Below are 24,037 nucleotides of genomic sequence, written 5' to 3' on the forward strand. Positions count from 1 at the left end.
CATCAGCCTTTATTTGTTCTCGTCGAGGGGCGGGGGCGTCGGCCGGCCGGAATGCCGGGTCTGGTCGAGCTTGGCATTGGCGAGCCCGAGCAACGAACCGGCATAGGCGCCGGGCGAAGCGATGGCCTTTTCCTTCGCCGCCGAACCGGCTGCCATTGCGGCGCTGCCGATGCCTGATGCCATGCCGCGCAGGGCCGCGCCGGCAAAGGACGAGCCGGCCGCTCTCGCCGAACTCGCCGTCTGAACGCCCCTCGTGGCAGCGGCCGCGCCGAGGAAGGCGGCGCCGGCGGCAAAGCTCGCGGCCTGGCCGCCATGCCGGATCGCTTCCATTCCGCCCGAAACCGAAGCGCCCTGGACGACGCCCTGCAGGATCGGCGGCACATACATGGCGATGACGAAGACCACGACCGAGATGCCTGCGATCGCCAGCGTCGTGATGAACTGCTCGGATGTCGCCGTCGGCGTCTCCGCCAGACCGAGCAGGACATCGGAACCGATCTTGGCGATCATGACGAGTGCCATCAGCTTCATGCCGACTGAGAAGGCATAGACCAGATATTTGACCGCGAAGTCTTTGGTGTAAGACGAGCCGCCGAGGCCGAGCATGATCATGCCGGCGAGCAGCCCGACATACATCTCCACCATCACCGCGATGAAGATCGCGGCGACCAGACTGAAGGAGATGACCACCACGACCATGGCGAAGACGGCGGCAATCGCCAGAGCATTGTCCTCGAAGAGGCCGAACTTCGCCTGTTCGGACATTTTCGAGGCGACGCGAATGCCGGCGTCGAAAATATTGGCGGGCGAAGCCGAGCCGCCGCCGGCGCCGATCTGATAGAGACTGTCGACGACCGCTTTCGCCACGCTCGGCCCCTGGTCGAGGACGAAGGCGAAGAAGCCGATGAACAGCACGCGCCGGACGAGCTCGGCAAACCAGCCGTCAAGCGAGGCGGTGTTGATCGCGAGCCAAACCGCAGCAATCCCGACCTCGATCCCGGCGAGGATCCAGAACAGCGAGCGCGCCGCATTCATCACCGTCGTCTCCCACCCCTTGGCGGCGGCGGCGACGTGGCTCTCCAAAGTGGTGAGCACCGATCCCTGCTGCGCGAGCGCCGGAGCGCTCGCCAGGAGAACGATCGCGATCGTGATGGAGACGAGCTCCATTTTCCCTGAGACACGAACGGTCACCATCTCGGCTTCATCTCCTGTCCGCCGCGAATGTCCCGCTCCGGATCGCCGCTGAAGAACTTTTCCCGGTGCGCCTTGCGCTTTGCTTCGGATGCGGGCTGCACGACCGCGCCCGCTCCCGATTGGCCCGCGGGATGCGGCTGCACGCCGAGCCAGGCGGCGCCCGCGGCGAGTGCGGCGATCCCTGCCAGTGCAAGGGCGATGATCAGACGCGGGCTCACCAGCGCGGCTCAATGACCTGGCCGCCGCGGATATCCCGCTCGGTGGCGCTGAAGAACTGCTCGCGCCGCGCCTGGGCGAGGTCCCTCTGCGCCTGCTCCGACCGGTACCAGGTTCCCATCATCGTCATCTGTTGAGAGACGAGACCGCGCAGCTTCTGCATCTGCGCCACCTGCTGGGCGGCGATCTCATGGCCGACCTGCAGCGCCTTCATCTGCCCATCTGCCGTCTCCGACATGGAGCGGATCGAACTCATCGTCGCCTCCTCGCTCGAGAACTGTTCGGCGGTGAGGTTCGCAGCCTTCAGCGTGCCGGCGATCGTGTCGCGGTTGGTGTTCGACCAGGTCTGGTAGGAGCTCGAAAAGGTCGCATTGTCGGGCAGTGTCGTCCTGAAATTCCCGTAACTCTGAAACCGCTGGCTCATCACGTCGTCGATATTACCCATCGAAAACGCGATCCCCTGCCCCTCAGCGACGATGCTCTGCAATTGCTGCAGGTCGCTCTCCACCTGTCCCCAGACATGGCTCGGCAGCTGCGCCGTGTTCTGCAGCATGTTCTGGTAGATGTTCAGCTGGTTCTGGATCTGCTGAGCCAGCTGGTTGATCTGCGTGATCTGGTTATTCACCTGCTCGGCCGACTTGCCGACCAGCGAAATCAGCTCGGCATTGTTGGCAAGCTGGGTCCATTCGGTTGCCTGGCCCGTGACGCCGCCGGCCTGGACGGAGACGGGCTGGCTGACTACGATGACGGTCGCCGTGAGCGTTGCGGCAGTCATGAACTCACGTGGACGAAAGAAGCGTTTCGGCATGGGCGATCCCCCTCTGTTGGAGCCAATGGAGGGGCCAGTCGGCCCCGTGTTCGGAATGAAGCGCGCGGATTCGCTTGAGGTCGTCCTTGCCGGATGCGCCGACGAAGGAGAGCGCGACCGGGCCGAGCGCCATGTCGAATAGCCTGCGGCCCTCGGGCGAGGCGACGTAATATTCGCGCTTCGGCAGTGCCGTTGCGACGATCTCGATCTGACGGGAATTGAAGCCAATCCTCTCGTAGAACTCCCGCGTGCCCGGCTCGCGCGCCGCCCCATTCGGCAGGCAGATTTTCGTCGGGCAGGATTCCTTGAGCACGTCGATGATGCCGGAGCGCTCCGCATCCGAAATCGATTGCGTCGCGAGCACGACGGCACAATTGGCCTTGCGCAGCACCTTCAGCCATTCGCGGATCTTGTCGCGGAAGACCGGGTGGCCGAGCATCAGCCATGCCTCGTCGAGGATGATGAGGCTTGGCGCGCCGGTCAGGCGCTTCTCGATCTTTCGGAACAGGTAGGTCAGAACCGGCACGAGATTGTGCTCGCCCATATTCATGAGCTCCTCGAGCTCGAAGCATTGAAAGGCGCCGAGCGACAACCCATCCTCCTCGGCGTCGAGCAGCTGGCCCATCGGACCGTCAACCGTATAGTGATGGAGCGCGTCCTTGATCTCACGCATCTGCACGCCGGAGACGAAATCCGAGAGCGAACGGCCACGAGACTGTGCCATCAGCCCGACCTGCCGCGAGATGGCATTGCGATAGTCCGGGGTGATCGTCACACCCTGCAGCGACACCAGCGTCTCGATCCATTCGGACACCCAGGCGCGATCGCCGTCCGTCGCAAGTTCCGCAAGCGGGCAGAAGGCGAGCCCCCTCCCCTCCCCACTTGGCGAGGAGTTCTCCTCGCCGCCGATCTCGTAGTGGTCGCCGCCGAGACCGAGCGTCAGCGGCAGCATCGAGCGGCCCTTGTCGAAGGCGAAGACCTGCGCTCGGGCGTAGCGCCGGAACTGTGCTGCGATCAGCGCGAGGAGCGTCGACTTGCCCGAGCCGGTCGGCCCGAAGATCAGCGTGTGGCCGACATCGTCGACATGCAGGTTCAACCGGAACGGCGTCGATCCGCTTGCGACCTGCACCAGCGGCGGCGAGCCAGGCGGGTAAAAGGGGCACGGCGCCACTGGGCTTCCCGACCAGACAGCATTGAGCGGAATGAGATCGGCGAGATTGCGCGTATTGATCAGTGGCTCGCGGATATTGGCGTAAGAAACTCCCGGCAGGCTGCCGAGAAAGGCGTCCGTTGCATTCAGGGTCTCGATCCGGGCGCCGAACCCTTCCGCCTGGATCAGCCGGCGGATCGCCTCGCACTTTTCCTGGAGGCGTGCCTGCTCCTCATCGAAGAGCACGATGACGGGCGTATAGTAGCCGTAGCTGACAAGCTCGGACGAGGCTTCCGCGATCGCGTCCTCGGTCTCCGCCACCATCATCATGGCGTCCTGGTCGATCGACCGGCTCTGCGTCTGGAAGAGCTGGTCGAAGAACGGCCGCACCTTTTGCTGCCATTTCTTGCGGGTGCGCTCGAGCTTCGCCCGCGCCTCCTCGGCATCGAGGAAGACGAAGCGTGAGGACCAGCGATAGCTGAGCGGCATCAGGTCAAGCGCGTTGAGGATACCCGGCCAGCTCTCGGCCGGAAGTCCGTCGATGGCGACGACGCCGAGATAGCGGTTCTCAACCATCGGCGTCAGCCCGTGCTGGAGCTCGGCCGTGACCAGCCAGTCGAGATACATGGGGATCTCGGGGAGCCGAACGGGGTGGTTTTCGCCGGTGATGCAAAAGCGGATGAACTGGAAGAGTTCGTCATAGCGGGCGATGCGGTATCCGCCGCGCTCTTCCACCTCGCGCGTCATCATCCGTCGGATCGACACGACGTTCATGAGATATTGCTCGACCTCGCGGATCGAGGTGACGAAGGTGTCGAGCGCCTTGTCCGCATAGGTCGCGGATCGACTTGCCGCGTCCGAATAGACATAGCGCGTCAGGCCGGAGCGCCGCGTCTCCGGCGGTCGCCAGGTCAGGATAAGCGCATGCCGGCTTTCGAAATGGCCCTTCTCCCGTTGGAAATGCGCGCGCCGCTCGGCATCGATCGCCCGGGTTATGGGGTCCGGAAAATGGCAGTCCGACTCGGCCGGGTAGTCTTCGGTCGGCACCCGCACCGCCTCGACCTGGATCATCCAGCCCGAGCCGAGGCGGGCAAGGATTGCATTGATCTGCCGCAAGACCTCGTTCCGCTCCGCATCGGTCGAGCTCTCGCTGTCGGGACCGGCAAAATACCAGCCGACCATCAGCGAGCCGTCCTTGAGCAGGATGACGCCGTTTTCGACCAGCCCCGCATAGGGAACGAGATCGGAAAACGATGGTCCGGAATGCCGGAAGCGCTTGAGTGCAGCCATTTCGGACCTCAATAGCGCCGCCAGGGCGTCGAGGTCGGCCGGTAATAGGCGCGGTAGGATACATGCCGGAGATAGACCCGGCGCATCAGCGGATCGGCCTTCGCCATCATTCGAAGTGCGGCAAGCGTCACGAGCCAGACCGCAAAGCCGAAAAGCGCCGCATACCAGGTCAGCACGACGAAGATCAGGATGACCGAGGCAAGTCCGGTCAGGAGAACCAGTTCGCGATCGGCGCCCATCAGCAGGTTCGGTCGCGACAGCGCCCGGTGAATGCGCGAATGGGAAAGCGTGGAGGCCGGCTCAGCCATGGCTTCCCTCCCCTTCCGTATGGGAGGATAAGCTGGCGATCTCGCGCGGCGACGGCGTCCTGGCCGAGGCGATGGATGCGCCGGTCGCCCCGAAGAGCGCCACGATCTGGGTGGCGCCGAGCAGCACGCCGCCGACAAGCGCGATATAGCAAAGCCGCCGCGCGAAGTCGTTGAGCTCGCCGCCAAAGATCAGCATCCCGCCGGCGATCGCAACGGCCGCCAGCGCAATGAAGCCGGCGACCGGCCCTGTGATCGACTGCTGGATCTGCTGGAGTGGCGATTCCCAGGGCAGGCCTCCGCCGGAGGAGGCGAGCGCCGGCTCCAGCATCATGGAAAGGCACGCCAGCGCGACGCCGGCGAGGATGATGGGTCTATTACGCGACATGGCTGTCCTCATCGACCTGTGCATAGTGTTCGGTCCGGTAGCGGGAATTGCTGAAGCCCTCGACGTGGATGATCTCGCGGACCCGTCTCCCCTTCCCCGCCCGTTCGATCGAGACGACAAGATCGACCGCCTCGCCGATTACCTCCTGCATCGGCTGCTGGCTTGCTTCCGCGGTCAGCTGCTCGAGTCGGCGCAAGGCGGAGCTCGCCGTGTTGGAATGAACCGTCGTGACGCCGCCCGGATGGCCCGTGTTCCAGGCTTTCAGAAGAGTAAGTGCTGCGCCGTCGCGCACCTCGCCGACAATGATTCGATCGGGTCTCAGCCGCATCGTGCTCTTGAGCAGCCGCGCCATGTCGACCGTGTCGCTCGTGTGCAGCAGCACCGCGTTTTCCGCGGCGCATTGGATCTCGGCGGTATCTTCCAGGATCACCATCCGATCGTCCGGCGCATTGGCAACGATCTCGGCGATGACCGCATTGGCGAGTGTCGTTTTTCCGGATCCAGTGCCACCTGAGATCACGATGTTCAGGCGCGATGCGATCGCATTGCGCAGCACCGAGGCCTGCGCTTCGGTCATTACCTTCGACCTCACATACTCTTCGAGCGGAATAAGCCGGGACGCGCGCCTTCGGATCGTGAAGGCCGGCGACGACACGACCGGAGGCAGCAGGCCCTCGAAGCGGTGTCCCCCGATCGGCAGCTCGCCGGAAATAATTGGCCTCTCGTCGTCGGCCTCCGATTGCAGCGCATGCGCGACACTCCCGATGACCACTTCCGCGGCGGCCGGGCTCATTGCCCCGGCCGCCGCCACGCCCTGCTCCAAACGTTCGATGAACAGCCTGCCGTCCGGGTTCAGCATGATCTCGACGACGCTGGCATCATCGAGCGCGACGCAGAGCTGATCGCCGAGCGCGTCCTGGAGCTTGCGCACAAGGCGAGAATGAGAACGCAGCTGAGTCACGCGGCACTCCTCGACCCGAGGATGCCCGTGATGTTCGACTTGTAGTCTGCTGGGCAAAGCCGATCGAAACTGGCCCGATCCGCTGGCAGGCTTCCCGCGACGGCGATCGTGTTGCCGATCTCCACCGGCTCGCCGAGGCGACGCATCGGCCATCCGGCCCGGTTGAGGATTCGCTCAAAGCGGAGATCGGTCGCGGTGACGATTTCGTCGTAGCCGTTCGCCATCGACCATTCGATGATCCCGGCGAACATGGTGAGCGTCGCAAGGTGCAGCTGGCCCCCTCCCCTACCCGCCTCGAGGTTGGTATCGACGCAGAAGCGCGAGCTCTCGATCATTCCCGGATGAACGTCGAGATGCCCTTCCCTCAACAGCTGCGGGAAGGTCTGCTGAAGCATGGTCGGGCCGGACGCGGGCAGAAGACGGGCGCAGCCGGCAACGCGGTCAGTCGCGTCGATCTCCAGGATGTAGGTTGGCCCGAGCCTGTCGTACTCATCGCGTTCCTCGTCGGCGGTGACCTCCACGTCCCAACCCAGGCGGGACCCGAAGACCTGAGCACGCAGGCGGTGCATCTGTGTCAGCAGGCCGCGATGCCGCTCGTAGAGGTCTGGCGAAACGACGAAAATGCGCATGATTCACTCCGTTGAGAATCTGATTGCGCATCTATCAATCACCACGACTCGGCCGTGGCTACGTGCAATTTTGCACCTCGGTGATTCTGCCGAATCGGGCTTTAGTGCCGTGGATGAGATCAATGAACATGTGGATGAGACATGCAGATCCGCATTTCCGGCTCGAAGCCGCCAGCTTCGAAGGCGGAGCTAACCTACGGATGTATATGGATGAATCGGCGTACGCGAAAAGTTCGCAGCGGTTCTGTTAACTTCTCGTTAACCAAAAAGCTCTTGCTCGCCGACCAGAATCCACGCTTATTGTCACTGGCGGAACTTTACGGGTTTCGCGAAAAATATCGCCACTGGCAAGAAATGGGTTTTGAGATGGCGAAGACCGCCGCGAAAACAGCGCCCGTACCTGAAGGGTTGACCGCACTAATGGAGCGTCACGCCGACGCCCTCTCCAGCCAACTTCAAGCACATCATCTCAAGGTGTTTCCTCCGACGTCCGAGAAAGGCATTCGAACCTTTGCGCCATCGGAGGCGTCAAAGCTGCTGGGCGTCGGTGAATCGTATCTGCGACAAACCGCTTCTGAAATGCCAGAGCTGAACGTCAGCATGAGCCCGGGAGGTCGGCGGACTTTCTCGATTGAAGACATCCACGCAATCCGCAAGCACATGGACCAGGTCGGCCGTGGCAACCGACGCTACTTGCCGCATCGTCGAGACGGCGAGCAACTTCAGGTTATTTCGGTGATGAATTTCAAAGGTGGCTCGGGCAAGACGACCACCGCCGCCCATCTCGCACAGTACCTGGCAATGCGCGGGTACCGCATTCTAGCAATCGATCTCGATCCTCAGGCAAGCCTTTCCGCCCTCTTCGGCAGTCAACCGGAAACGGACGTGGGTCCAAACGAAACGCTTTACGGCGCCATCAGGTACGATGAGGAACAGGTACCGGTCGAGCAAGTCGTCCGCGGAACCTATATTCCCGATCTCCACCTGATCCCAGGTAACCTCGAACTGATGGAATTCGAGCACGACACCCCGCGTGCCCTGATGAAGCGGAAGGAAGGCGACACGCTCTTCTACGGTCGGATCAGTCAAGTCATTGAAGACATCGCCGACAACTACGACGTTGTCGTCATCGACTGCCCTCCCCAGCTAGGCTACCTCACGCTTTCGGCATTGACGGCGGCAACCTCCATCCTGGTCACTGTGCACCCGCAGATGCTGGACGTGATGTCGATGAACCAGTTCCTGGCGATGACATCGAACCTGCTGCGGGAAATTGAGAACGCCGGCGCCCAGTTCAAGTTCAACTGGATGCGCTACCTGATAACGCGTTTCGAACCAAGCGATGGACCGCAAAACCAGATGGTCGGCTATCTGCGGTCAATCTTTGGTGAGAACGTTCTGAATTTCCCGATGCTTAAGACGACGGCGGTTTCGGACGCAGGCCTGACCAACCAGACCCTTTTTGAAGTCGAGCGCAGCCAGTTTACGCGGTCGACCTATGATCGGGCTTTGGAGGCGATGAACGCCGTCAACGACGAGATCGAAAGCCTGATTAAAAAAGCATGGGGTAGACCGACATGAGCCGCAAGCACATCCTCGGAGTCTCAACCGACGCACCTGATACGTCATCAGCAGACAACCGGACGGCAAAGAGCCGCTCCCTGCCGCTTCTCGGCGTAGTAAGGAAAGAGCGCGACCCGTCAACGAAGCTGACCGCGAATATAGGCAACGCACTGCGCGAGCAGAACGATCGTCTTGGCCGCGCGGAGGAGATTGAGCGGCGTCTTGCTGAAGGCCAGGCTGTGATTGAACTGGACGCCTCGTCCATCGAGCCCTCTTTCGTGCAGGATCGCATGCAAGGGGACATCGATGGGCTCGTTGCTTCAATCCGCGAGCAAGGGCAGCAGGTCCCGATCCTCGTGAGACCTCATCCTGACCAACCCAGCCGATATCAGGTTGCCTTTGGCCACCGGCGGCTGCGTGCCGTTTCAGACCTGGGTCTTCCTGTAAAGGCAGTCGTTCGCGACCTGACGGACGAGCAACTTGTCGTAGCGCAGGGTCAGGAAAACAACGAGCGTGAAGATCTTACCTTTATCGAAAAGGCGCGGTTCGCACATCGACTAAATAAGCAGTTTTCACGAGAGATCGTCATCGCTGCCATGTCGATCGATAAAAGCAATCTGTCGAAGATGCTCCTGCTTGTCGACGCCCTCCCCTCCGAGCTTATCGACGCCATTGGCGCGGCGCCAGGAGTTGGACGCCCCAGCTGGCAACAATTGGCAGAACTGGTCGAGACGGCAGCTTCTCCGTCGGACGCGATCAAATTTGCGGCCTCCGCAGAGGTGCAGGCGCTGCCATCGCCAGACCGGTTCAAGGCGGTGATCGGCCACCTGAAACCGCGTCGGATCGCGCGTGGGCTTCCGGACGTCATGTCGACCCCGGACGGGGACAGACTTGCGCAGGTGACACAGAGCAAGAGCAAGCTGGAGATCACGATCGACAGGAAAGCCACGCCAGACTTTGCCGCCTTCGTACTCGAGCATTTGCCGGCACTTTATCAAGCGCACCGTGCAAAGCATCAACGGAAACAAGGAGACTAACCCGCAAAAGAAAAGAGCCCCCTCAACGTTGCCGTCGTGGAAGCCCTTCTGTCTCTTTAGCACGAACAGAATCGCATTTCCTCGAATCTTCGTCAAGAGTCTTTGGCGCCGTTTTGGTGAGCGGATTTCTTTTGCCTGCTGAAAGGTGAAAGACGATGCAGATGGGAAGTGTGACGACGCCATTCGGGCGGCGGCCGATGACGCTCGCGCTCGCGCGGCGCCAGGCGGCTTTGGCTGATATTAGACAAGGCAAGACTGCGGACAAGTGGAAGGTATTCAGGGATGCGTCCGCCGCCATGGAACTGCTCGGGATCCAGTCCAATAGCCTCGCGGTTCTTGATGCGCTGTTGAGTTTCTATCCTGAGAATGAGTTGAGGCAGGACGCACAACTGATCGTCTTCCCCTCAAATGCTCAGCTTGCACTTCGAGCGCATGCGATGGCGGGCGCGACTTTGCGCAGACACATCGCCATCCTGGTGGAAGCGGGTCTAATCGTCCGAAAGGATAGCGCCAATGGAAAGCGCTACGCCCGGAAGGACAGCGACGGCCAGATTGAGAGCGCCTTCGGCTTCGACTTGTCGCCGCTCCTGGCACGGTCCGAAGAGTTGGAGGTGATGGCGCAGCAAGTAATGGCCAACAGAGCGGCGTTCAGGAAAGCCAAGGAGAACCTGACGATCTGCCGACGCGACGTCCGCAAGCTGATCACGGCCGCTATGGAAGAGGGTGCCGAAGGCGACTGGCAAGCTTTCGAAGACATCTATGTGGCGCTTGTGGGTAGAATTCCGCGCGTTCCGACGCTTGCCGATGTTACGAGGATCATCGAGGAAATGGAGATGCTTCGCGAGGAGGTAATCAAACGGTTGGAAATGCAGGAAGATTCCAGAAATAGTAGCACCAATGCTGCTCATCATGAGCAGCACATACAGAATTCAAATCCCGAATCCACCTATGAACTTGAACCTAGCTCTGGGAAGGAGCTGGGAGCGAAGCCGAGCAAAATGCGCCGGCCGAAGAGCGAGCCGATAAAGGTGTTCCCGCTGGGTGTGGTGTTGAAGGCGTGCCCGACGGTATCGGACTATGGACCGGGCGGCGCAATCGGGAACTGGCGCGATTTGAAGTCGGCGGCGGTGGTCGTTAGATCTACGCTGCGCATAAGCGCGTCGGCCTATCAGGAGGCCTGCGAGGCTATGGGGCCGGAAAATGCAGCCGTGGCGGTCGCTTGCATCTTGGAGCGTGCGAATTTCATCAACTCGGCTGGCGGCTATCTGCGGGATCTCACAAGGCGCACAGAGCGAGGAGAGTTTTCAATTGGTCCGATGATAATGGCGTTGTTGAGGGCCAACGGGCAGGGGAGTTTGCAGGCTGGGTAGGCTTCGATGAGAGCGACCTTCAAATCCAATGCTGCTGGAGCGGTGCATGGAAGCATCGAAGTCATTTTTATGGTGGTCAGCTGACCACCGCTCTAAGTAATTGAAAACCAAAAGCTTTTTATGACAACCTTTCGGTTTAGCGACTACGCGGGTTCGACGTGCATCTTCTCGCTGTGGTATCAGACCCCCATGACGCGAGCCCGCGATATAGGCTACGCCCGCTCCTGGTCGCCATAACCTCGCGGCGGAGGCCAGGGAAGGTGCGCCGCTCTGATGGCGCAATTGACGACTTTCTCCCCGGGTTAAGAGGTCAGAGGACCGGACTGCCTCGAGACAGTTGCGAGGCCGCAGCAGCTAACATGAGAGCGAGTGCTGAGGATCCTCCCTGCGTCCGCTGATGAAGCCCTGGTAGAAAGCAATGAAGGACCGGAAGACTTTGACGGCTGAATCGCAGAGGCCATACCGTCGCAGCTCGGAGCGGCGAAGGTGCTTCGGTGGTGGTCAGCTGACCACGGAGCTAATAAGCTGAAAAGAAAAGGCTCTTTAGAGCGGTTCCTGTTCCGGCTAATCTTAGCTCCGGGGCGACTTGGAAACCAACTTCAGCGGGATGTTGGCCCCGCTGTTTAAGAGCTTGCTGAGGCCAAAATTGCTATGAACGCCTTTTTGTTATCGGCCGCTGGTGATTAGCGCCCAGGACTTGGAGGTATTGTGTAGCGGAAGCCTGGATGCGTTGGCCGTGGTTCGCTTTGTGCAACGACGTCGTCTTGGCACATGCCTTGGGGCGTCTTTCACGGATGCCCGGGTTGCCCGGCACCTTTCCCTCGGACTTTGCGGCCTAAATACAAGCCTTCGGTCGTCGGAGAATCCGCGTTTTTTCGGTGCCAGATCCTCGATCATCTCGGGTGGTTGGTTGACTGAGCGCGCGACACGATCGAGCCGGACGGCGACAAGCGAGTCTGCAGCGATCAGTTATAAACGCTTCTTACTGATCTGACTGTCGTGGTCCTCGTGACCAATTCGACGGAGGGAGGGCTTAGAGAAATCGCGACGCCCAAGATGAAACTTCTGGCTGAGGCGATACAGCATCTATGCCGAACAGTCGCGCTTGAAGAGTACGATCATTATTTGAAATCGTGAGCAGGGTTGAAATACCGACCTCCACACGGGTGAAGGCAGCATTGTCCTCCGAGCCCAGCTCCCCAGAGGTCTGAGCATCTCGCCATGCTGTTGAGATTCGATGCTGTGAAGGCAGACAGTTCTAGAACGCCGCATAGATTTCGGGGGAGATTTGTATTAGAGCGGCTCGTCGCCCGACGTGCCTTCATGTCCCGAAGCTCGGGCTCAATCGATTCGAGACAAAGTAATGGCCCGTCCAACGCAGATCCCCGAACGCGTGCCTTTGAGTGAGGCCGAGATTACGGCAGCCTGCTACGTCGGAAGTGGAGAACACAAGATCGTGCGGTGGTGGGGTGGCATGCCTCTTGCTCGACTGGACAAGTATGGCAAGCCGACGAGACCGAAAAAGGAACTGACCACGATTTGCCCCAAGGCGACCGAAAATGAGCGCGATACTGCCACCAAATGGGTTAGAGACGCGCTTCGAAATCACCAACTGCGGTATTTCGAAGGTGACAAGACATTTCCCAAGCATATCTGGTATAGAGATGAGAACGGTCAGTTCTGGTTTGGTTTTGCTGACCTTGCCCCGTTGAAATAATCCATTTTGAAGTAAGCTCTGGCCCATTGAGAGGACCAGAGAATGAAGCGCAGCCGTTTCACAGACGAACAGATTATCGGCATTCTGAAGGAGCACGAGGCGGGCACGCCTGTCGCGGAGCTTTGCCGCAAGCACGGCGTCAGCGATGCCAGCATCTATAAATGGAAAGCCTAATTCGGCGGCATGGAGGTGTCGGAAGCCAAGCGGCTGAAGACGCTGGAGGACGAGAACACGAAGCTGAAGCGGCTTCTGGCGGATGCGATGCTCGACAATGCAGCTTTGAAAGACCTTTTGGGAAAGAAGTGGTGACGCCCGCAGCCCAGCGGAACGCTGTCGCGCATCTGATGGGTCACCATGGGATGAGCGAACGGCGGGCGTGTAAAGCCATCGGCTTTTGCCGGATGACGATGCGGTACGAAACCAGGCGCAGCGACGATCAGGGCCTTCGCGAGCGAATGAAGGTGTTGGCGCATGAACGCCGCCGCTTCGGCTATCGACGCCTTCATGTGCTGCTCAGGCGCGAGGGACACCTAGTGAACCACAAGAAGCTCTTCCGGCTCTATCGGGAGGAGAAGCTGACGGTGCGCAAGCGCGGCGGTCGCAAGCGAGCGATAGGCACACGAGCACCGATACTGATCCCGATGTCCGCCTGCAGTTCGATGGTGCGGCGTTTGAAGTCAGTGCTCACCAGCGTGCCTATGACAATCCGGACGTTCGCTTCTGGGGTGGTATGGTCGAAATAATGACCCGCGCAGAAGGTGAGAGCTGGCTGGCCACTTTCATTCAGGACGTTCTGGATCGCCTCTCAGCGAGAGGGATAGGGGATACGAGTGCCCATCTCCGGTGGGATCGAGTACGTGCCTCCAGCAAGGTCGATGAAGAAAAGGCCCTCTGTGAGGCAGCTGGAAGTCTCGGCCTGGACCCCTATCAGATTTCCGACGAGATCGCCTCATTCATCGAAGAAGCTGAAGGACTTTTCCTGGATAGGGAAGCGCTCATAGAGTTTGTCTCCGGCTCTATAGGTACTGACAAAGAAAAGCTGCTTGGGTGGGTCCGGAGGATGGCTAAGACGGCAGCCGGTAGCTATCGGCTTGCAGAGCTGAGGGATATAGTTGCGGACGTTACAACTGTTGCCCCTACGCGAGATGGGGAGCCGGCATGGGCCTTGGGGTATCGTCGGGCGCGGTCGATGCGTCGAGCATGCGAACTGGAGCAGAACCATCGCTTTACGTCATTCAAGCATCTTGCGGAGCGCTTTGGCGCGGGCCAGAGCTATTCGCTTGCGCCAAAGGTGGATGGTATCAATGCGCTCCGGCGAGAGCGGCCGGACGGAGTCCACGTCCATCTGCGAAACCACGGCGATTCCGCGGAGGCACGGACATCTCATCTGTTCGCAATGGCGCGAGCGATAGGAGATGCCGCCTGCTTTCCTGAGACCAAGATAGCTCCAATCAACGGACTACAGCATGCTTATCGCCAATCTGCAGGCCGCGCCTTCGCTGCAGAATTCCTCGCGCCAGTCGACGAAGTGATGTCGATGCAAAATGATAAGCGTGACATTTTCTCGATTGCCAACGAATTCGCCGTCTCTCCAACGCTGATCGAACGCCAGATCGAGAACAAGACCAGGATAAGTCAGGCCTGCATTTAGCGGACGCATGTAGTTCAAGGCGAAGACTACAACTAGGCTCGCCCGGTCACAGACGTTGCGAGTGGGACTAGACACAACAAACTGAAAAAAAAAATTCGCTGCGAGAATCGAGAAGAATCAAGCTAGTTACTACCTACAGGCGCTAGCGCGCGACAATCTCCTCGATCTCGCCGCGATAGTCATATAGGTAGGGGCCTGTCATAGCCCTGAAGCTCTGGTCAAATTCACGCGGAAACGATCGCGCCGGCGCTGATAGCGTCGGGTCATTTCGGCAGAGGCGTGGCCAAGCTGCTTCTGGACATAGCGTTCATCAACCTCGGCCGACGAAGCAAGGCCAGCGCGCAGCGAGTGGCCGGAAAACTTCAATCCCCGTTCGATCTCGGGAAGATCGCCGCGTATGCCGGCGGCCAGCGCCGCCTTCTTGACGAGGCGCGCCACCTCCTGGTCGTTGAGACGATCCGGTCCGACATTCTTGCCCTGGCCGGTGACGCGGCGAAAGAGGGGGCCTTTCGCAATCTTTGCGAACTTGATCCAGGTCTCGATGGCAACGACCGGGCAGGTGGCGTCGGAGGAGCCGCGGCCGATCTCCACCTCCCGCCAGCCGGTCTTGCCGCGCAGGGTGACGAGCAGGCCCTTGTCGAGGATCTCGATCCAGCCCGAAGAATCCTCGGTCTGGTCGCGACCGAGGTCGAGGCCGGTGATTTCCGAGCGGCGCAGGCCGCCGGCGAAACCGATCAGCAGCATCGCCCGATCCCGCATGCCGCGAAGGGAACCGCGATCGAGCGTCTCCAGCATGGCGATCAGGTCTTCCGGTAGAATGGCTTCCTTCTGCCGGGGCGGGGCGGCGTGCTTGTTGCGAATGCCGGCCATGACGGTGGCGATGGCGCGGTCCTTGCGGTCGAGCGGCATGCCACGCTGGGCGCAGTTCCAGCCGATGGCGGCGAGGCGCCGCTCGATGGTGGAGACCGTGTTCGGCTTCATGCCGCGTTCAGCCGTGCCGGAAGCGCAGGCGGTGATGTAGAGCCCGACGACCTGCGGGTCCGGGGGGAGGGGCGGCAGGTTCTGGCGCCGGCACCATGCGGCAAAATGCTTCCAGTCGGACGCATAGGCCTTGCGGGTGTTGGCGGAGGAGGCCGCCTCGACATAGGTGCGGGCGCGGTCGGTGAGGTCCTGCAGGTGCGCAGGCAAGCCGGTGCCCGCTGCCGGAAGAGGGGAGGGGAGCCCGGCCGACACCCGGGCCGCTGAAACATCAGCGGAAACTGCCGTGCTGTGTGGCGGCGCTGAGTGTTCCGGAGCGTGATTTTCGCTGTTTTCTTCGACGATTCGGGTCATTTCTCTATAATGAGCAAAACGAACGATAAGGCAATCTTATCGGTCATTATATGATCAAGACAAGCAGTGCGGTTTTGACGGAAATGGATAGCAGAAACTGCACATCCGATATATGCTATGCGGCATGGATTCGCTCGCCAACCCCGCTGTTCCGACGCTCTCGCCGCCGGCCCACCTCCCAGCCTGGGCACTTCCGCGCGGGCGTGAGCTGACGGAAGCGGACGCGGCTTTCGCCGCCGGCATCGCTCTGAAATCTCTCGACGATCTGGTTCGAAGCGAGCCAGCCTGGGCCGGCTGCTGGCGCTCGCGTCAGGCCCTGAAATCTGCCGCGACGGCCGTCCGGCTGATGGGGCGTAACGAGGACGAAAAGGCGCTGCGCGACGCCGTGCTGCTGACCGCAGCCGGCGACGATCCTGGACCCGCAGGAAGGGTGTTTCTGGGTTACAAAAGGCTCGCGGCTCGCAAACTGGGGTTTTCCTCGAAAACCATCGCCGAATTGGCCGAACTGCTCGGGCTGTCGTGGGACGACGGATTGGCTGCCGTTCCTGATCTCGTGGACGCGGCGCTGCAGTCCGGCCGCCCGGCGCCGTTTGCGGCGGCGGTGCTGGTGACGGCGATTGTTGTCGAGCGCCCCGACGCCGAGCCCTTGGCCTGGGCGCTTGCCGATTTGCTCATCGCTGCGATGCTGAAATGGGACCGGCCCGTGCCGCTGCTGATGGCCGAGCGCTACGGCCCGGCTTTCCGGACGCTCGGGGGCAGGGGACGCGTCCGTCCCGGCGAACCCGGTTTCCCGCGCGCCGTCTGCCTAGCACTCGTCGAGGGAGCAGGCAACGCCCTGCGGTCGGCGAGTCATGTCGCTCGTCGTGCCGAGACGCTTATGGTCGTGGCGCCGAAAGTCCGGACCAAGGGCGCGGGCGCGGTCATCGTAAGGCTGCTCGAGGAGGATGCCGTGCCGGCGTCGGCGCCGGGCAGCAATCTCTCCCGCTGGGCCGCGACCCGGCTGTTCGAACGATTGGAGAGTTTCGGCGCCGTGCGCGAGCTCTCCGGCCGATCGTCATTCCGGATTTACGGGCTGTGACGATGGCGGGAACGAGCGCAGCGACAACCCGTCGCCGACAGGACAAGAATCCTCAACACGATGTGTTGTATGACCGTGAACTCGCGGATCTGCCGCCGGAACTGCGCTGGCGGGAGTGGATGTTGCGGGTCGAGGCGGTGATTTTCGCTTCCGCCGAACCGGTGACGCGAGAGACGCTGGCGCGGGTGGTCGGCAAAGACTGCAGCATCGATCTGCTGATCGACGATCTCCGCGAAGAATTGCGCGATCGGCCGTATGAGCTCGTGTCGGTCGCCGGCGGTTGGCAACATCGCACTCGGTCGCGGTTCGGTGAGACCATTCGCGCCTCCACCGCGCCGACGCGGGGAGGGGCAGCGGCGTTGTCGGAGTTCGAGGCAATGGTGCTGATGGCGGTGGGATATTTCCAGCCGGTCACCCGCGGCGAGCTGTCGAAGATCTTCGGCAAGGAAGTCAGCCGCGACACGGTTGCTGCGCTGCGGGGTGCCGGCTTCCTCGCCTCGGGGCCGCGCAGCCCGACGCCGGGAGCGCCCTATACCTATGTGACGACCAAGCACTTTCTGTCGGCCTTCGGAATGGAGACGCTGCGGGATTTGCCTGACGTCGAGGCTCTCGAGGATGCGGGATTGTTCAGCAGGAGGGATATGGCAGGGGGCGCATAGATGCTTGCATTGTCGATGAGACAATGAGTGGCAAGGATGAGGACTGAATTAGGCAGTCGTGTAGCGGCTGAGCGCGTTTGGGCGGATACTAACTACCATGGCTGTTCGTCGGGGCCGGATGCCCCCCTGATCCGCTCTCGCTCTTTGCGAAGCAGATGCATGTGTACGATTAATTCGGACATTCGCCTCGACAGAAAAAAGTCGGTGGTGTTTTCCCTCATTCGGAACTTCAGCAGCCCCAACTCCTTTGATTTCGGTTTTCGTTGCGAGGCCCACAAGAGGATATCAGTTGCCTGCAGGCCAGCGTTGTCATTCGATGAAGGCATCTCGAAGCTCGCTAGGTCGTATTCCGCAAGTTTGGCGGACGGAAAACGACCGTCTTTGGAATCTTGCCAGATAACGCTGCCAAAATACTTATAGGATTCTGCGAGGGCAGCGCGGAACTCATCTTGCCTATCGTGGACGAGCTTTTGCGGCGAACACTTATGTTGTGCAGCGAATTCGTGTATCGCTTGGAACAGCTGGGTGAACGCGACAACGTTGGGTGAACTTGCCTGATAGCCTTTCCTCTTCGAGGTGTGATTGAGCGTGAACGCGTCCGGATGGCTGCGTGCGAATTTGAACGCCGCGATGATTACCTCCCGAACCTGAGGCGCGATGTCGGCTGCTTTGATCGCCTTATCAATGAGTTCCAGCGACTGTAGGATGCCAGCGATGTTGTCGGTGAGGTAGGACACCCAGAACTCTTTCGCCGCTTGAAGCGACATCGCGCGATCGATCGTCAGGCAGAGCACGTGTCGATTAAGCTCGTCCCAATACCAATCACCCGGGACCTCCTTGTTCTCTCCGGCGTCGAATATCACGTCAACGAACTTGGTCGGTGCCATGTACGGCTTGTGGATTTCAGTCAGATTGAACGACCACGGACCACATTTTTCGATCGCGTCCAGCGTTTTGTGACCAAGCTCAGCCACTTCCTTTTCAGGCCACTCGTGAGCGTGGACTCTCTCGACACCATTCTGCTTAAGGAAGGGAACTATGGCTTCATGTACAGCAGGGGCGATATCCGTTGTGGCGAGGATCGCGCCTAACCGGAAATGCTCGTTCTGGTCAAAGATGTTCCGGCCTGAGTTGCCGGTCTCATCAGCGTAGGTGAACAATTTCCGCCTCCTGTCAGAACCCGACGACGCGTGCATGTGGACGCTGATACGTCGCCAGTGTCAGGCAGTCATAGGTGTTGCTGAAGGACTCAAAGAGGAAAACATGACGTTCGCCGCGTTTGTCGGTGATGCTCACTTCACATGAGCCTAGTGGCCCTGCCTTCCTGTACTGGCAGTACGTCAATATCTCGCTGCGGAGCCGGTCAAGGGAGAGGCTGTCGAACATCAATCTGTAGGCGGGCGATTCGACCACATGCCGGAAAATGGCACCATTTGCCTCTTTCGGAAAGCGAGGGTGGCTTCCGATCAGGCCGATCATCGGCACATCCTTGTGTGAATCCTCAATGAACCGCCAAAATGTAGTCGTATAGGTGTTTCCGAAACGGCCCTTCAAGGCTCGGATCGAGTCGAGTCTTGGAGTTGAGTCGTTCGCGGCAACTCGAAAACGGGATTGAAGGAAGAGAAGCTGACCGGCGGCATAGTTGGCTTCCGCCTCAATCTGCGCATGGCACCCTGGGGTGAGCGATTGTTCATGGTCGCCGAGCATCAAGTCTTCATGCCATGGCAAAATGCTGTGGCCGATTTCGTGCGCTTCGTTCCAACGCTGCTTGGCATCAGGTTGGGCCTGGTCCAGCAGTATACGCTTGCGATCCGGAAGGTATAGCGCGCGCAAATCGAACTTCCGGACAGCCTCTAAAAGAAGGCCGGGGCGCTTCAGAACCTGCGTCCCGGCCACGGTGAGTTTGCTGATGGTTTCGCGGAGAAAACTGTCGTCGGTACTGGAATAGTAACCGCGATCGAGCTTTAAGAGTTCGCGCACATCCTCGAGCCGCAGTGGTGGCTCCGGATTTCCAAGTCCACGTAGAACCTTGTTGACCTGGCTATCGATGTCGGAGGCCGTCGAGCGGCTGAGGATAATGTTGCGCACTTTGTCAGCCCTGCTGCTTTTGCAGATACGCGACGAACTCTTCGAGAGCCTGCTGTTCATCGCGTGACAGCTTCTGCGGAGACTCGCCGGATCGAGCGGCGAAGCGTAGCGCCTGCTCCTGCAAGCCCGGTCGGGCAACCGTGTTGCCGGAAAGTTGCTGCAAGGCCTTGTGTGGCAGGTCGAACGTTTCCGCGAGGCGATACACCGCCCTCGGCTCTGGCCGGAAATGCGCATCGCGCTCTATCCGCATGATATCGCCGGCATCTAGATCGATCCGCTCGGCAAGCTTCTCGATCGTTAGTCCGCGACGTCTTCGCATGGTTTCGACGAGCGAACCAAACGCCATGCGCATCGGGTCCGCGGTGTCCACGACAGCGGGTTCAATGTCGGTTTCGTCTGGGGTCGGGTCCCTGGCGAGCCGGCCGGCGGAAATCTCAAGATCGCCTTCCTGCTTGGCTCTCCGTTCGAACCACTCCCTCGTGATTTCGAGTTTCATGGCTGTTCCTATCCTGAGAATGCGTCGGCCTGGACCGACGTCATCTCAAAGTATCTCAATCCTTCGTAGGTTCCGTCGAGGCCAAGATCGGTCATGCCGCAGACATTCGCATAGAAGGCTTCTGCACTCGGTAGGGAATGCAGGCCGATGCGACCGCGCAATTCGTGGTCTCGACTGACTTCAATCGCAGCGCGGATCATGATCGTACCGACGCCACCAAAACGGGGGGTGTCTACAATGGCCGTGCGGTTCCAAGGAGCTGTCTCGATATAATCAACATAGACCAGGTCCTTACCTGCCTGTTCGGGAACACGGCAGCGTGCGCGAGCAGTGTTGAGCTGCATCAAGCCCTGTAGTTTGCCTTCACAACGAAGCGCAAAAGTCCGGAAAGCAAGCAGGCCGTTGATCGCGGTCACCTTGTCTCTCCACTTCCAATGCCAGCCTTCCGGCCAATCTGCAGGACTCAGGCCTTTGGCCATGAGCGCTCTGATTTTCGCGTTGGTGACCGGCTTCCACTCGGTCTCTACCGAGCGAAGGTCAGCCTCGCTTATGGTCTCAATGAGTTCCGCAGCCACCGGCTCACCGGTGCGTTTGTCGGTCAGGAAAACTGGGTAGGATGTCACGATTTATAGCACCATGAGTTCAGCTTTCTCCTTCTTGGCTTCATCCTCGAAGAAGAGCTTTCCACCTTGTTCAAGGCGCACATCGACAAGCTGATACAGCCTGAGCGCCTGGCGAAGCACTGCCGTCTTTGACAGGTCTTTTTTATCGCAGAGATCCTGCAAAACCTGCATTTCGGTGTCAGTGAGATTGAGCGTCATCGTTTTCTTCACGGTATCCTCCGGCGGTAATTGGACTCTGGGAAGATATATATTTTACTGAAATAGTCAACAAAAAAAATTCATCTAGTGGCTATTGAATAGCTAAAAAATAGCTATTATTTAAGGATGCGGATGAGGCGATGGTCGCCTTGTCGGCAACATGAGGTCCTCCCATGACTGACAATGTTCTCGAGCGTCGTCTCACCTTCGACACCAAGATCGACGGCAACCCCTTCACCTTCAGCGATCCGATCGTCACTGGCGAGCAGATCCTTCAGAAGGCGAAGCTCTTCCCCACGGATGAACATCTCCTGTTTCAGGAACTCGACGATGGCCAGCTGGAAGAGATTCGCCCGGACGAAAGCGTCGACCTGCGCCGCGCGGGTCGCGAGCAGTTCATCACCTTCAAGAGCGACCGTTCGTTCCGTTTCGTTCTCGACGGCCGCAAGTTCGAATGGGGTCTTCCCTTCATCTCCGGCCTTCAGCTGAAGCGCCTCGCCGGCGTCGACCCGAACTCGTACGGTGTCTGGCTGGCCCAGCGCCTTGGCGACGACCGCCTGATCGGCAACAAGGAAAAGGTCGACCTGCAGGGTGACGGAGCCGAGCGTTTCTTTACCGGTATCGACACCACTACCGAAGGCGCGGGAGCAGTAGTGCTCCCGCCCGAGGATCGGGAATACCTCCTAAATCAGGGCATTGCCTTCGAAGAGATAGTCCAAGGGAACACCAAGGCCGTCGTCCTGAAGGGCTGGAGCCTGCCGCCGTCGCGCTTCGACGCGGGCGCAGCCGACGTCCTGATCCTGCTCCCGCCCGCGTATCCCGACTGTGCACCGGACATGTTCTACCTGATGCCTTGGGTCAGGCTCGCGACAAGTCAGCGTTATCCCAATGCGGCTGATCAGCCGCACGCCTTCAGCGGTAAGTCGTGGCAGCGGTGGTCGCGCCACAACAATGCCTGGCGACCCGGTGTCGACGGCATCTGGACGATGCTCCGCCGCATCGAGCGCGCCCTGGAGATTGCAGCATGATCGCGACCGACCTCACTATCAACAACCGGCACCTTGGTTTGCTCGGTGAAGAACTCTGCCGCACGGATGGCTTGGAGCACGCAGCATATGTGCTGTTCGGCACCTCGCGCATCGCCGACGACCCGTTTGATCATCTGCCGCGCCTGCGGCTCCTGGTCAAAGAGGTTCTTCCCGTCCAAGATGATGAAATTAAGTCGGCCGACCATCAGCACATTTCCTGGAGCACCAGGAGGTTTGTCGAACTGCTGGCCCGTGCCGATCGCGAAGGGCTCCAGTTGGGAATCGCTCACTCACATCCGGGCGGCCCCGCGCACTTCTCGCAACAGGACGACCGGAATGAAGCCGAGCTTGTTCGGCTGGCGCAAAATCGCAATGGTGACGAGGCCCTGATGCCTAGCCTGCTGCTCGTCGGCGGAAAGCTCGTTGCCGGCCGTGTATGGTCGTCGCCGACGATCGTAACCAACCTCAGTTACGCACGGACAATCGGCGGCAACTGCGTGACGACATTTTTTGCGGAGCCCGAAGCCACCTCCGATCCCGCGTTGGTCCGTCAGGAGCTTGCGCTGGGGGCCGGATTTACGAAGCTGATGCGCCATTTGCGGGTCGGCGTCGTTGGAGCAGGGGGAACAGGGAGCCCAATGCTGCAACAGCTGCCGCGATTGGGGGTGAGGCACGTTGCGGTCTTTGACCCCGACCGGGTCGAGCATTCCAACCTCAATCGTCTCTATGGCGCTACGTGGCAGGATGCCGAAGAGGGCGTGAAAAAGGTCGCGGTCGCGAAGCGCGAAATTGAGCGCATGGGTCTCGGAACGGAAGTCGCAACGTACGACAGCTGGATTGGCTCTGCCGAATGCCGCGACGCGCTGAAGTCGATGGATCTGATCTTCGGGTGCACAGATGACCACGATGGCCGGCTCCTCCTCAACAGACTGGCATATTACTACCTCATCCCCGTCATCGACGTCGGGCTCGCGCTGCGGGTAACGGAGCGACACGGCATCGCGTGCCTCGTAGCCGACGGCCGGGCGACGATAATCGAGCCGGGGTGCAGCTGCCTCGTTTGCCGGCGCATCGTCGACGCCAGCGTCGCGGCGGAGGAGGCACTTCGCCGAACGGATCCAGAAGAGTTCGAGCGGCGTAAGGCTGAAGCCTATGTCCGGGGGGAGGGTAATCCGTCGCCTGCGGTCATTTCCTTCACGACTTCCGTTGCGACGATGGCCATCGAGGAGTTGATCCAGCGTGTAAATCAGTTTCGAGGCGTGGAGAGCGCCGTTGCCAATCGAGTTCGGAAGTTCCATCTCCTCGAGGATTTTAGGCCAGGTGCGAAGAAAGAGCCGTGTCGCATCTGTGGCTCAGATCGTGTTCACGGTCTCGGCGACGTCCAGCCCTTTCTCGGGAGGGCAGGATGATGATCCGTCGCGCGTTCGTCAAAATGCTCGTTTGGCTCGGGCTTATCGAGAGGCCAGATTTCCTGGTATCCTCTAGCCTCGATATGCCCGCGCCGGAAGAACTTCCCGCTGGGACGGCTGTTGTCGTTGGACCGTCGCAACGGCCGAAATGGGTCACGTTTCAATGTCCCTCGCGCTGCGGGACATCGCTTCTTCTTTCGCTCAACCCCGACCGCAGACCGCGCTGGGCCGTCACCAGTGATTGGCTGGGACGACCCAGTATTCATCCTTCAGTTCGCAGGGTGGATGGCTGCCGCTGCCATTTTTGGATGCGCAACGGTCGCGTGGAATGGTGCAAAGATAGTGGAGGGACTTTTCCAGAAAATTAGTGATTCTTCTTCCACACTCAACTTTGCCGAGTTATGCTCGCTTAGATTCGGCGGAGTTGGGGGTCACCATGCTTGCGGCCATGCCGTCAGAAACAAGCCGGCGTCTTGAGCTATTCCGGTTGGCGCTGGTTTTGATCGACCGGGGCAGCCAGGAAGTACCCCTTACTCTCTCGCGCCATTTTGATGACGTATTGCACCAAGCGAGACGACTGGCAGACAATTCACGGGCAATCTCTCCTGAGATGACGCCGCAAGCCGTACAGCTTGCAAACGAGCTGCGCGCCTATGATGGGTTGAGAGATGCCCTCTCCGGCGTCAACTCGATCAAGGATGTCAGCCAAGCTACAGCTCATAGGGTGCTCCGGAACATGGAGCCGAGACTTGCATCCGCGGACTGATCTAGTGGTTTCCGCCTAACATAAGAGTCCGTATTGGATTCCCTTTGGCGTGTGCATATGCGAGAGTGGCGCATGCGCACA

Annotated in this window: 25 protein-coding genes and 1 pseudogene; 12 read left to right on the forward strand and 14 right to left on the reverse strand. The window is 60.1% G+C overall.

Annotation, left to right across the window (positions count from 1 at the left end; all coding sequences use genetic code 11):
- Nucleotides 1-9: 9 nt before the first annotated feature.
- From trbL to traI, 8 genes are read right to left on the reverse strand one after another with little or no spacing between them, the layout of a single operon-like run.
- Nucleotides 10-1,194 (reverse strand): P-type conjugative transfer protein TrbL, encoded by a 1,185-nt coding sequence (gene trbL, locus ATB98_RS02520; RefSeq protein ID WP_066868607.1) that lies wholly within the window; start codon nt 1,192-1,194, stop codon nt 10-12.
- A complete protein-coding gene (trbK, locus tag ATB98_RS02525; protein ID WP_066868609.1) occupies nt 1,188-1,412 on the reverse strand; it encodes an entry exclusion protein TrbK in 225 nt (74 codons plus the stop codon). The genes trbL and trbK overlap by 7 nt, the downstream gene beginning before the upstream one ends.
- The gene (gene trbJ / locus ATB98_RS02530; protein WP_066868611.1) at nt 1,409-2,218 is read right to left on the reverse strand and encodes a P-type conjugative transfer protein TrbJ; all 810 of its coding nucleotides are present in this window, start codon (nt 2,216-2,218) and stop codon (nt 1,409-1,411) included. The genes trbK and trbJ overlap by 4 nt, the downstream gene beginning before the upstream one ends.
- Nucleotides 2,190-4,658, reverse strand: coding sequence for a conjugal transfer protein TrbE (locus ATB98_RS02535; protein WP_066868613.1), 2,469 nt, complete (start codon nt 4,656-4,658; stop codon nt 2,190-2,192). Before ATB98_RS02535 ends, trbJ begins: the two co-directional genes overlap by 29 nt.
- Nucleotides 4,659-4,666: 8 nt before the next feature.
- A complete protein-coding gene (locus ATB98_RS02540) occupies nt 4,667-4,966 on the reverse strand; it encodes a conjugal transfer protein TrbD (protein WP_066868615.1) in 300 nt (99 codons plus the stop codon).
- Nucleotides 4,959-5,351, reverse strand: coding sequence for a TrbC/VirB2 family protein (locus ATB98_RS02545; protein WP_066868616.1), 393 nt, complete (start codon nt 5,349-5,351; stop codon nt 4,959-4,961). The genes ATB98_RS02540 and ATB98_RS02545 overlap by 8 nt, the downstream gene beginning before the upstream one ends.
- The gene (trbB, locus tag ATB98_RS02550; protein ID WP_066868618.1) at nt 5,341-6,312 is read right to left on the reverse strand and encodes a P-type conjugative transfer ATPase TrbB; all 972 of its coding nucleotides are present in this window, start codon (nt 6,310-6,312) and stop codon (nt 5,341-5,343) included. Before trbB ends, ATB98_RS02545 begins: the two co-directional genes overlap by 11 nt.
- Nucleotides 6,309-6,941 carry an acyl-homoserine-lactone synthase gene (traI, locus tag ATB98_RS02555; RefSeq protein WP_066868620.1) on the reverse strand — a complete coding sequence of 211 codons (633 nt, stop codon included), beginning with the start codon at nt 6,939-6,941 and terminating at the stop codon, nt 6,309-6,311. The genes trbB and traI overlap by 4 nt, the downstream gene beginning before the upstream one ends.
- Nucleotides 6,942-7,307: 366 nt before the next feature.
- Between traI and repA the strand changes: the two genes are divergently transcribed.
- The 6 genes and pseudogenes from repA to ATB98_RS02590 all read left to right on the forward strand — a co-directional run bounded on the left by repA (nt 7,308) and on the right by ATB98_RS02590 (nt 14,279).
- Nucleotides 7,308-8,522 (forward strand): plasmid partitioning protein RepA, encoded by a 1,215-nt coding sequence (gene repA, locus ATB98_RS02560; protein ID WP_066868656.1) that lies wholly within the window; start codon nt 7,308-7,310, stop codon nt 8,520-8,522.
- Nucleotides 8,519-9,541, forward strand: a complete 1,023-nt coding sequence (gene repB, locus ATB98_RS02565) for a plasmid partitioning protein RepB (protein ID WP_066868622.1) — start codon at nt 8,519-8,521, stop codon at nt 9,539-9,541. The genes repA and repB overlap by 4 nt, the downstream gene beginning before the upstream one ends.
- A 155-nt stretch (nt 9,542-9,696) precedes the next feature.
- Nucleotides 9,697-10,911, forward strand: coding sequence for a plasmid replication protein RepC (gene repC / locus ATB98_RS02570; protein WP_066868625.1), 1,215 nt, complete (start codon nt 9,697-9,699; stop codon nt 10,909-10,911).
- Nucleotides 10,912-12,274: 1,363 nt separating this feature from the next.
- On the forward strand, nt 12,275-12,628 hold the full coding sequence (locus ATB98_RS02575) for a hypothetical protein (RefSeq protein ID WP_066868627.1): 354 nt from the start codon (nt 12,275-12,277) through the stop codon (nt 12,626-12,628).
- A gap of 42 nt (nt 12,629-12,670) precedes the next feature.
- Nucleotides 12,671-13,272: pseudogene (locus ATB98_RS28680) on the forward strand (transposase); the annotation flags it as partial.
- A gap of 98 nt (nt 13,273-13,370) precedes the next feature.
- A complete protein-coding gene (locus ATB98_RS02590; protein WP_066868629.1) occupies nt 13,371-14,279 on the forward strand; it encodes an ImmA/IrrE family metallo-endopeptidase in 909 nt (302 codons plus the stop codon).
- A 198-nt stretch (nt 14,280-14,477) separates the two neighbouring features.
- Here ATB98_RS02590 and ATB98_RS29410 read toward each other — a convergent pair whose 3' ends face one another.
- The gene (locus ATB98_RS29410) at nt 14,478-15,611 is read right to left on the reverse strand and encodes a site-specific integrase (RefSeq protein ID WP_066868631.1); all 1,134 of its coding nucleotides are present in this window, start codon (nt 15,609-15,611) and stop codon (nt 14,478-14,480) included.
- Between the two features lie 124 nt (nt 15,612-15,735).
- Between ATB98_RS29410 and ATB98_RS02600 the strand changes: the two genes are divergently transcribed.
- Nucleotides 15,736-16,689, forward strand: coding sequence for a DUF1403 family protein (locus ATB98_RS02600; protein WP_066868633.1), 954 nt, complete (start codon nt 15,736-15,738; stop codon nt 16,687-16,689).
- Between the two features lie 2 nt (nt 16,690-16,691).
- Nucleotides 16,692-17,348 carry an SMC-Scp complex subunit ScpB gene (gene scpB, locus ATB98_RS02605; RefSeq protein WP_066868635.1) on the forward strand — a complete coding sequence of 219 codons (657 nt, stop codon included), beginning with the start codon at nt 16,692-16,694 and terminating at the stop codon, nt 17,346-17,348.
- A 92-nt stretch (nt 17,349-17,440) separates the two neighbouring features.
- Here scpB and ATB98_RS02610 read toward each other — a convergent pair whose 3' ends face one another.
- Genes ATB98_RS02610 through ATB98_RS02630 form a run of 5 tightly spaced genes read right to left on the reverse strand, consistent with a single transcriptional unit; the run spans nt 17,441 to nt 20,753 of the window.
- Nucleotides 17,441-18,508, reverse strand: a complete 1,068-nt coding sequence (locus ATB98_RS02610) for a DUF3800 domain-containing protein (protein WP_066868637.1) — start codon at nt 18,506-18,508, stop codon at nt 17,441-17,443.
- 13 nt (nt 18,509-18,521) lie between these two features.
- Nucleotides 18,522-19,496, reverse strand: coding sequence for an ImmA/IrrE family metallo-endopeptidase (locus ATB98_RS02615; protein WP_153435858.1), 975 nt, complete (start codon nt 19,494-19,496; stop codon nt 18,522-18,524).
- The gene (locus ATB98_RS02620) at nt 19,441-19,932 is read right to left on the reverse strand and encodes a helix-turn-helix domain-containing protein (protein WP_066868641.1); all 492 of its coding nucleotides are present in this window, start codon (nt 19,930-19,932) and stop codon (nt 19,441-19,443) included. The genes ATB98_RS02615 and ATB98_RS02620 overlap by 56 nt, the downstream gene beginning before the upstream one ends.
- A gap of 8 nt (nt 19,933-19,940) precedes the next feature.
- A complete protein-coding gene (locus ATB98_RS02625) occupies nt 19,941-20,555 on the reverse strand; it encodes a hypothetical protein (RefSeq protein WP_066868643.1) in 615 nt (204 codons plus the stop codon).
- Between the two features lie 3 nt (nt 20,556-20,558).
- Nucleotides 20,559-20,753, reverse strand: coding sequence for a transcriptional regulator (locus tag ATB98_RS02630; protein ID WP_066868645.1), 195 nt, complete (start codon nt 20,751-20,753; stop codon nt 20,559-20,561).
- A 173-nt stretch (nt 20,754-20,926) separates the two neighbouring features.
- On the opposite strand from ATB98_RS02630, the gene ATB98_RS02635 reads away from it, so the two are divergent.
- The 4 genes from ATB98_RS02635 to ATB98_RS02645 all read left to right on the forward strand — a co-directional run bounded on the left by ATB98_RS02635 (nt 20,927) and on the right by ATB98_RS02645 (nt 23,956).
- Nucleotides 20,927-21,781, forward strand: coding sequence for a multiubiquitin domain-containing protein (locus tag ATB98_RS02635; RefSeq protein WP_066868647.1), 855 nt, complete (start codon nt 20,927-20,929; stop codon nt 21,779-21,781).
- On the forward strand, nt 21,778-23,190 hold the full coding sequence (locus ATB98_RS02640) for a ThiF family adenylyltransferase (RefSeq protein ID WP_066868649.1): 1,413 nt from the start codon (nt 21,778-21,780) through the stop codon (nt 23,188-23,190). Before ATB98_RS02635 ends, ATB98_RS02640 begins: the two co-directional genes overlap by 4 nt.
- Nucleotides 23,191-23,273: 83 nt before the next feature.
- Nucleotides 23,274-23,558, forward strand: coding sequence for a DUF6527 family protein (locus tag ATB98_RS30510; protein ID WP_407695279.1), 285 nt, complete (start codon nt 23,274-23,276; stop codon nt 23,556-23,558).
- Between the two features lie 68 nt (nt 23,559-23,626).
- Nucleotides 23,627-23,956, forward strand: a complete 330-nt coding sequence (locus ATB98_RS02645) for a hypothetical protein (protein WP_066868651.1) — start codon at nt 23,627-23,629, stop codon at nt 23,954-23,956.
- Nucleotides 23,957-24,037: the final 81 nt, after the last annotated feature.

The sequence above is a fragment of the Sinorhizobium saheli genome (assembly GCF_001651875.1).
Lineage (GTDB): Bacteria > Pseudomonadota > Alphaproteobacteria > Rhizobiales > Rhizobiaceae > Sinorhizobium > Sinorhizobium saheli.

Bases quoted from the DNA above. Each gene is read 5' to 3' on its own strand.
- trbJ (WP_066868611.1), bottom strand. From the start codon at position 2,218: ATGCCGAAACGCTTCTTTCGTCCACGTGAGTTCATGACTGCCGCAACG.
- ATB98_RS02630 (WP_066868645.1), bottom strand. From the start codon at position 20,753: ATGACGCTCAATCTCACTGACACCGAAATGCAGGTTTTGCAGGATCTC.
- ATB98_RS02620 (WP_066868641.1), bottom strand. From the start codon at position 19,932: ATGAAACTCGAAATCACGAGGGAGTGGTTCGAACGGAGAGCCAAGCAG.
- ATB98_RS02540 (WP_066868615.1), bottom strand. From the start codon at position 4,966: ATGGCTGAGCCGGCCTCCACGCTTTCCCATTCGCGCATTCACCGGGCG.
- ATB98_RS02590 (WP_066868629.1), top strand. From the start codon at position 13,371: ATGACCCGCGCAGAAGGTGAGAGCTGGCTGGCCACTTTCATTCAGGAC.
- ATB98_RS02640 (WP_066868649.1), top strand. From the start codon at position 21,778: ATGATCGCGACCGACCTCACTATCAACAACCGGCACCTTGGTTTGCTC.
- ATB98_RS02545 (WP_066868616.1), bottom strand. From the start codon at position 5,351: ATGTCGCGTAATAGACCCATCATCCTCGCCGGCGTCGCGCTGGCGTGC.
- ATB98_RS02615 (WP_153435858.1), bottom strand. From the start codon at position 19,496: ATGAACAGCAGGCTCTCGAAGAGTTCGTCGCGTATCTGCAAAAGCAGC.
- ATB98_RS30510 (WP_407695279.1), top strand. From the start codon at position 23,274: ATGCCCGCGCCGGAAGAACTTCCCGCTGGGACGGCTGTTGTCGTTGGA.
- ATB98_RS02635 (WP_066868647.1), top strand. From the start codon at position 20,927: ATGACTGACAATGTTCTCGAGCGTCGTCTCACCTTCGACACCAAGATC.
- repB (WP_066868622.1), top strand. From the start codon at position 8,519: ATGAGCCGCAAGCACATCCTCGGAGTCTCAACCGACGCACCTGATACG.
- traI (WP_066868620.1), bottom strand. From the start codon at position 6,941: ATGCGCATTTTCGTCGTTTCGCCAGACCTCTACGAGCGGCATCGCGGC.
- ATB98_RS02575 (WP_066868627.1), top strand. From the start codon at position 12,275: ATGGCCCGTCCAACGCAGATCCCCGAACGCGTGCCTTTGAGTGAGGCC.
- ATB98_RS02535 (WP_066868613.1), bottom strand. From the start codon at position 4,658: ATGGCTGCACTCAAGCGCTTCCGGCATTCCGGACCATCGTTTTCCGAT.
- ATB98_RS02645 (WP_066868651.1), top strand. From the start codon at position 23,627: ATGCTTGCGGCCATGCCGTCAGAAACAAGCCGGCGTCTTGAGCTATTC.
- ATB98_RS02600 (WP_066868633.1), top strand. From the start codon at position 15,736: ATGGATTCGCTCGCCAACCCCGCTGTTCCGACGCTCTCGCCGCCGGCC.
- repC (WP_066868625.1), top strand. From the start codon at position 9,697: ATGCAGATGGGAAGTGTGACGACGCCATTCGGGCGGCGGCCGATGACG.
- repA (WP_066868656.1), top strand. From the start codon at position 7,308: ATGGCGAAGACCGCCGCGAAAACAGCGCCCGTACCTGAAGGGTTGACC.
- ATB98_RS29410 (WP_066868631.1), bottom strand. From the start codon at position 15,611: ATGACCCGAATCGTCGAAGAAAACAGCGAAAATCACGCTCCGGAACAC.
- scpB (WP_066868635.1), top strand. From the start codon at position 16,692: ATGGCGGGAACGAGCGCAGCGACAACCCGTCGCCGACAGGACAAGAAT.
- trbL (WP_066868607.1), bottom strand. From the start codon at position 1,194: ATGGTGACCGTTCGTGTCTCAGGGAAAATGGAGCTCGTCTCCATCACG.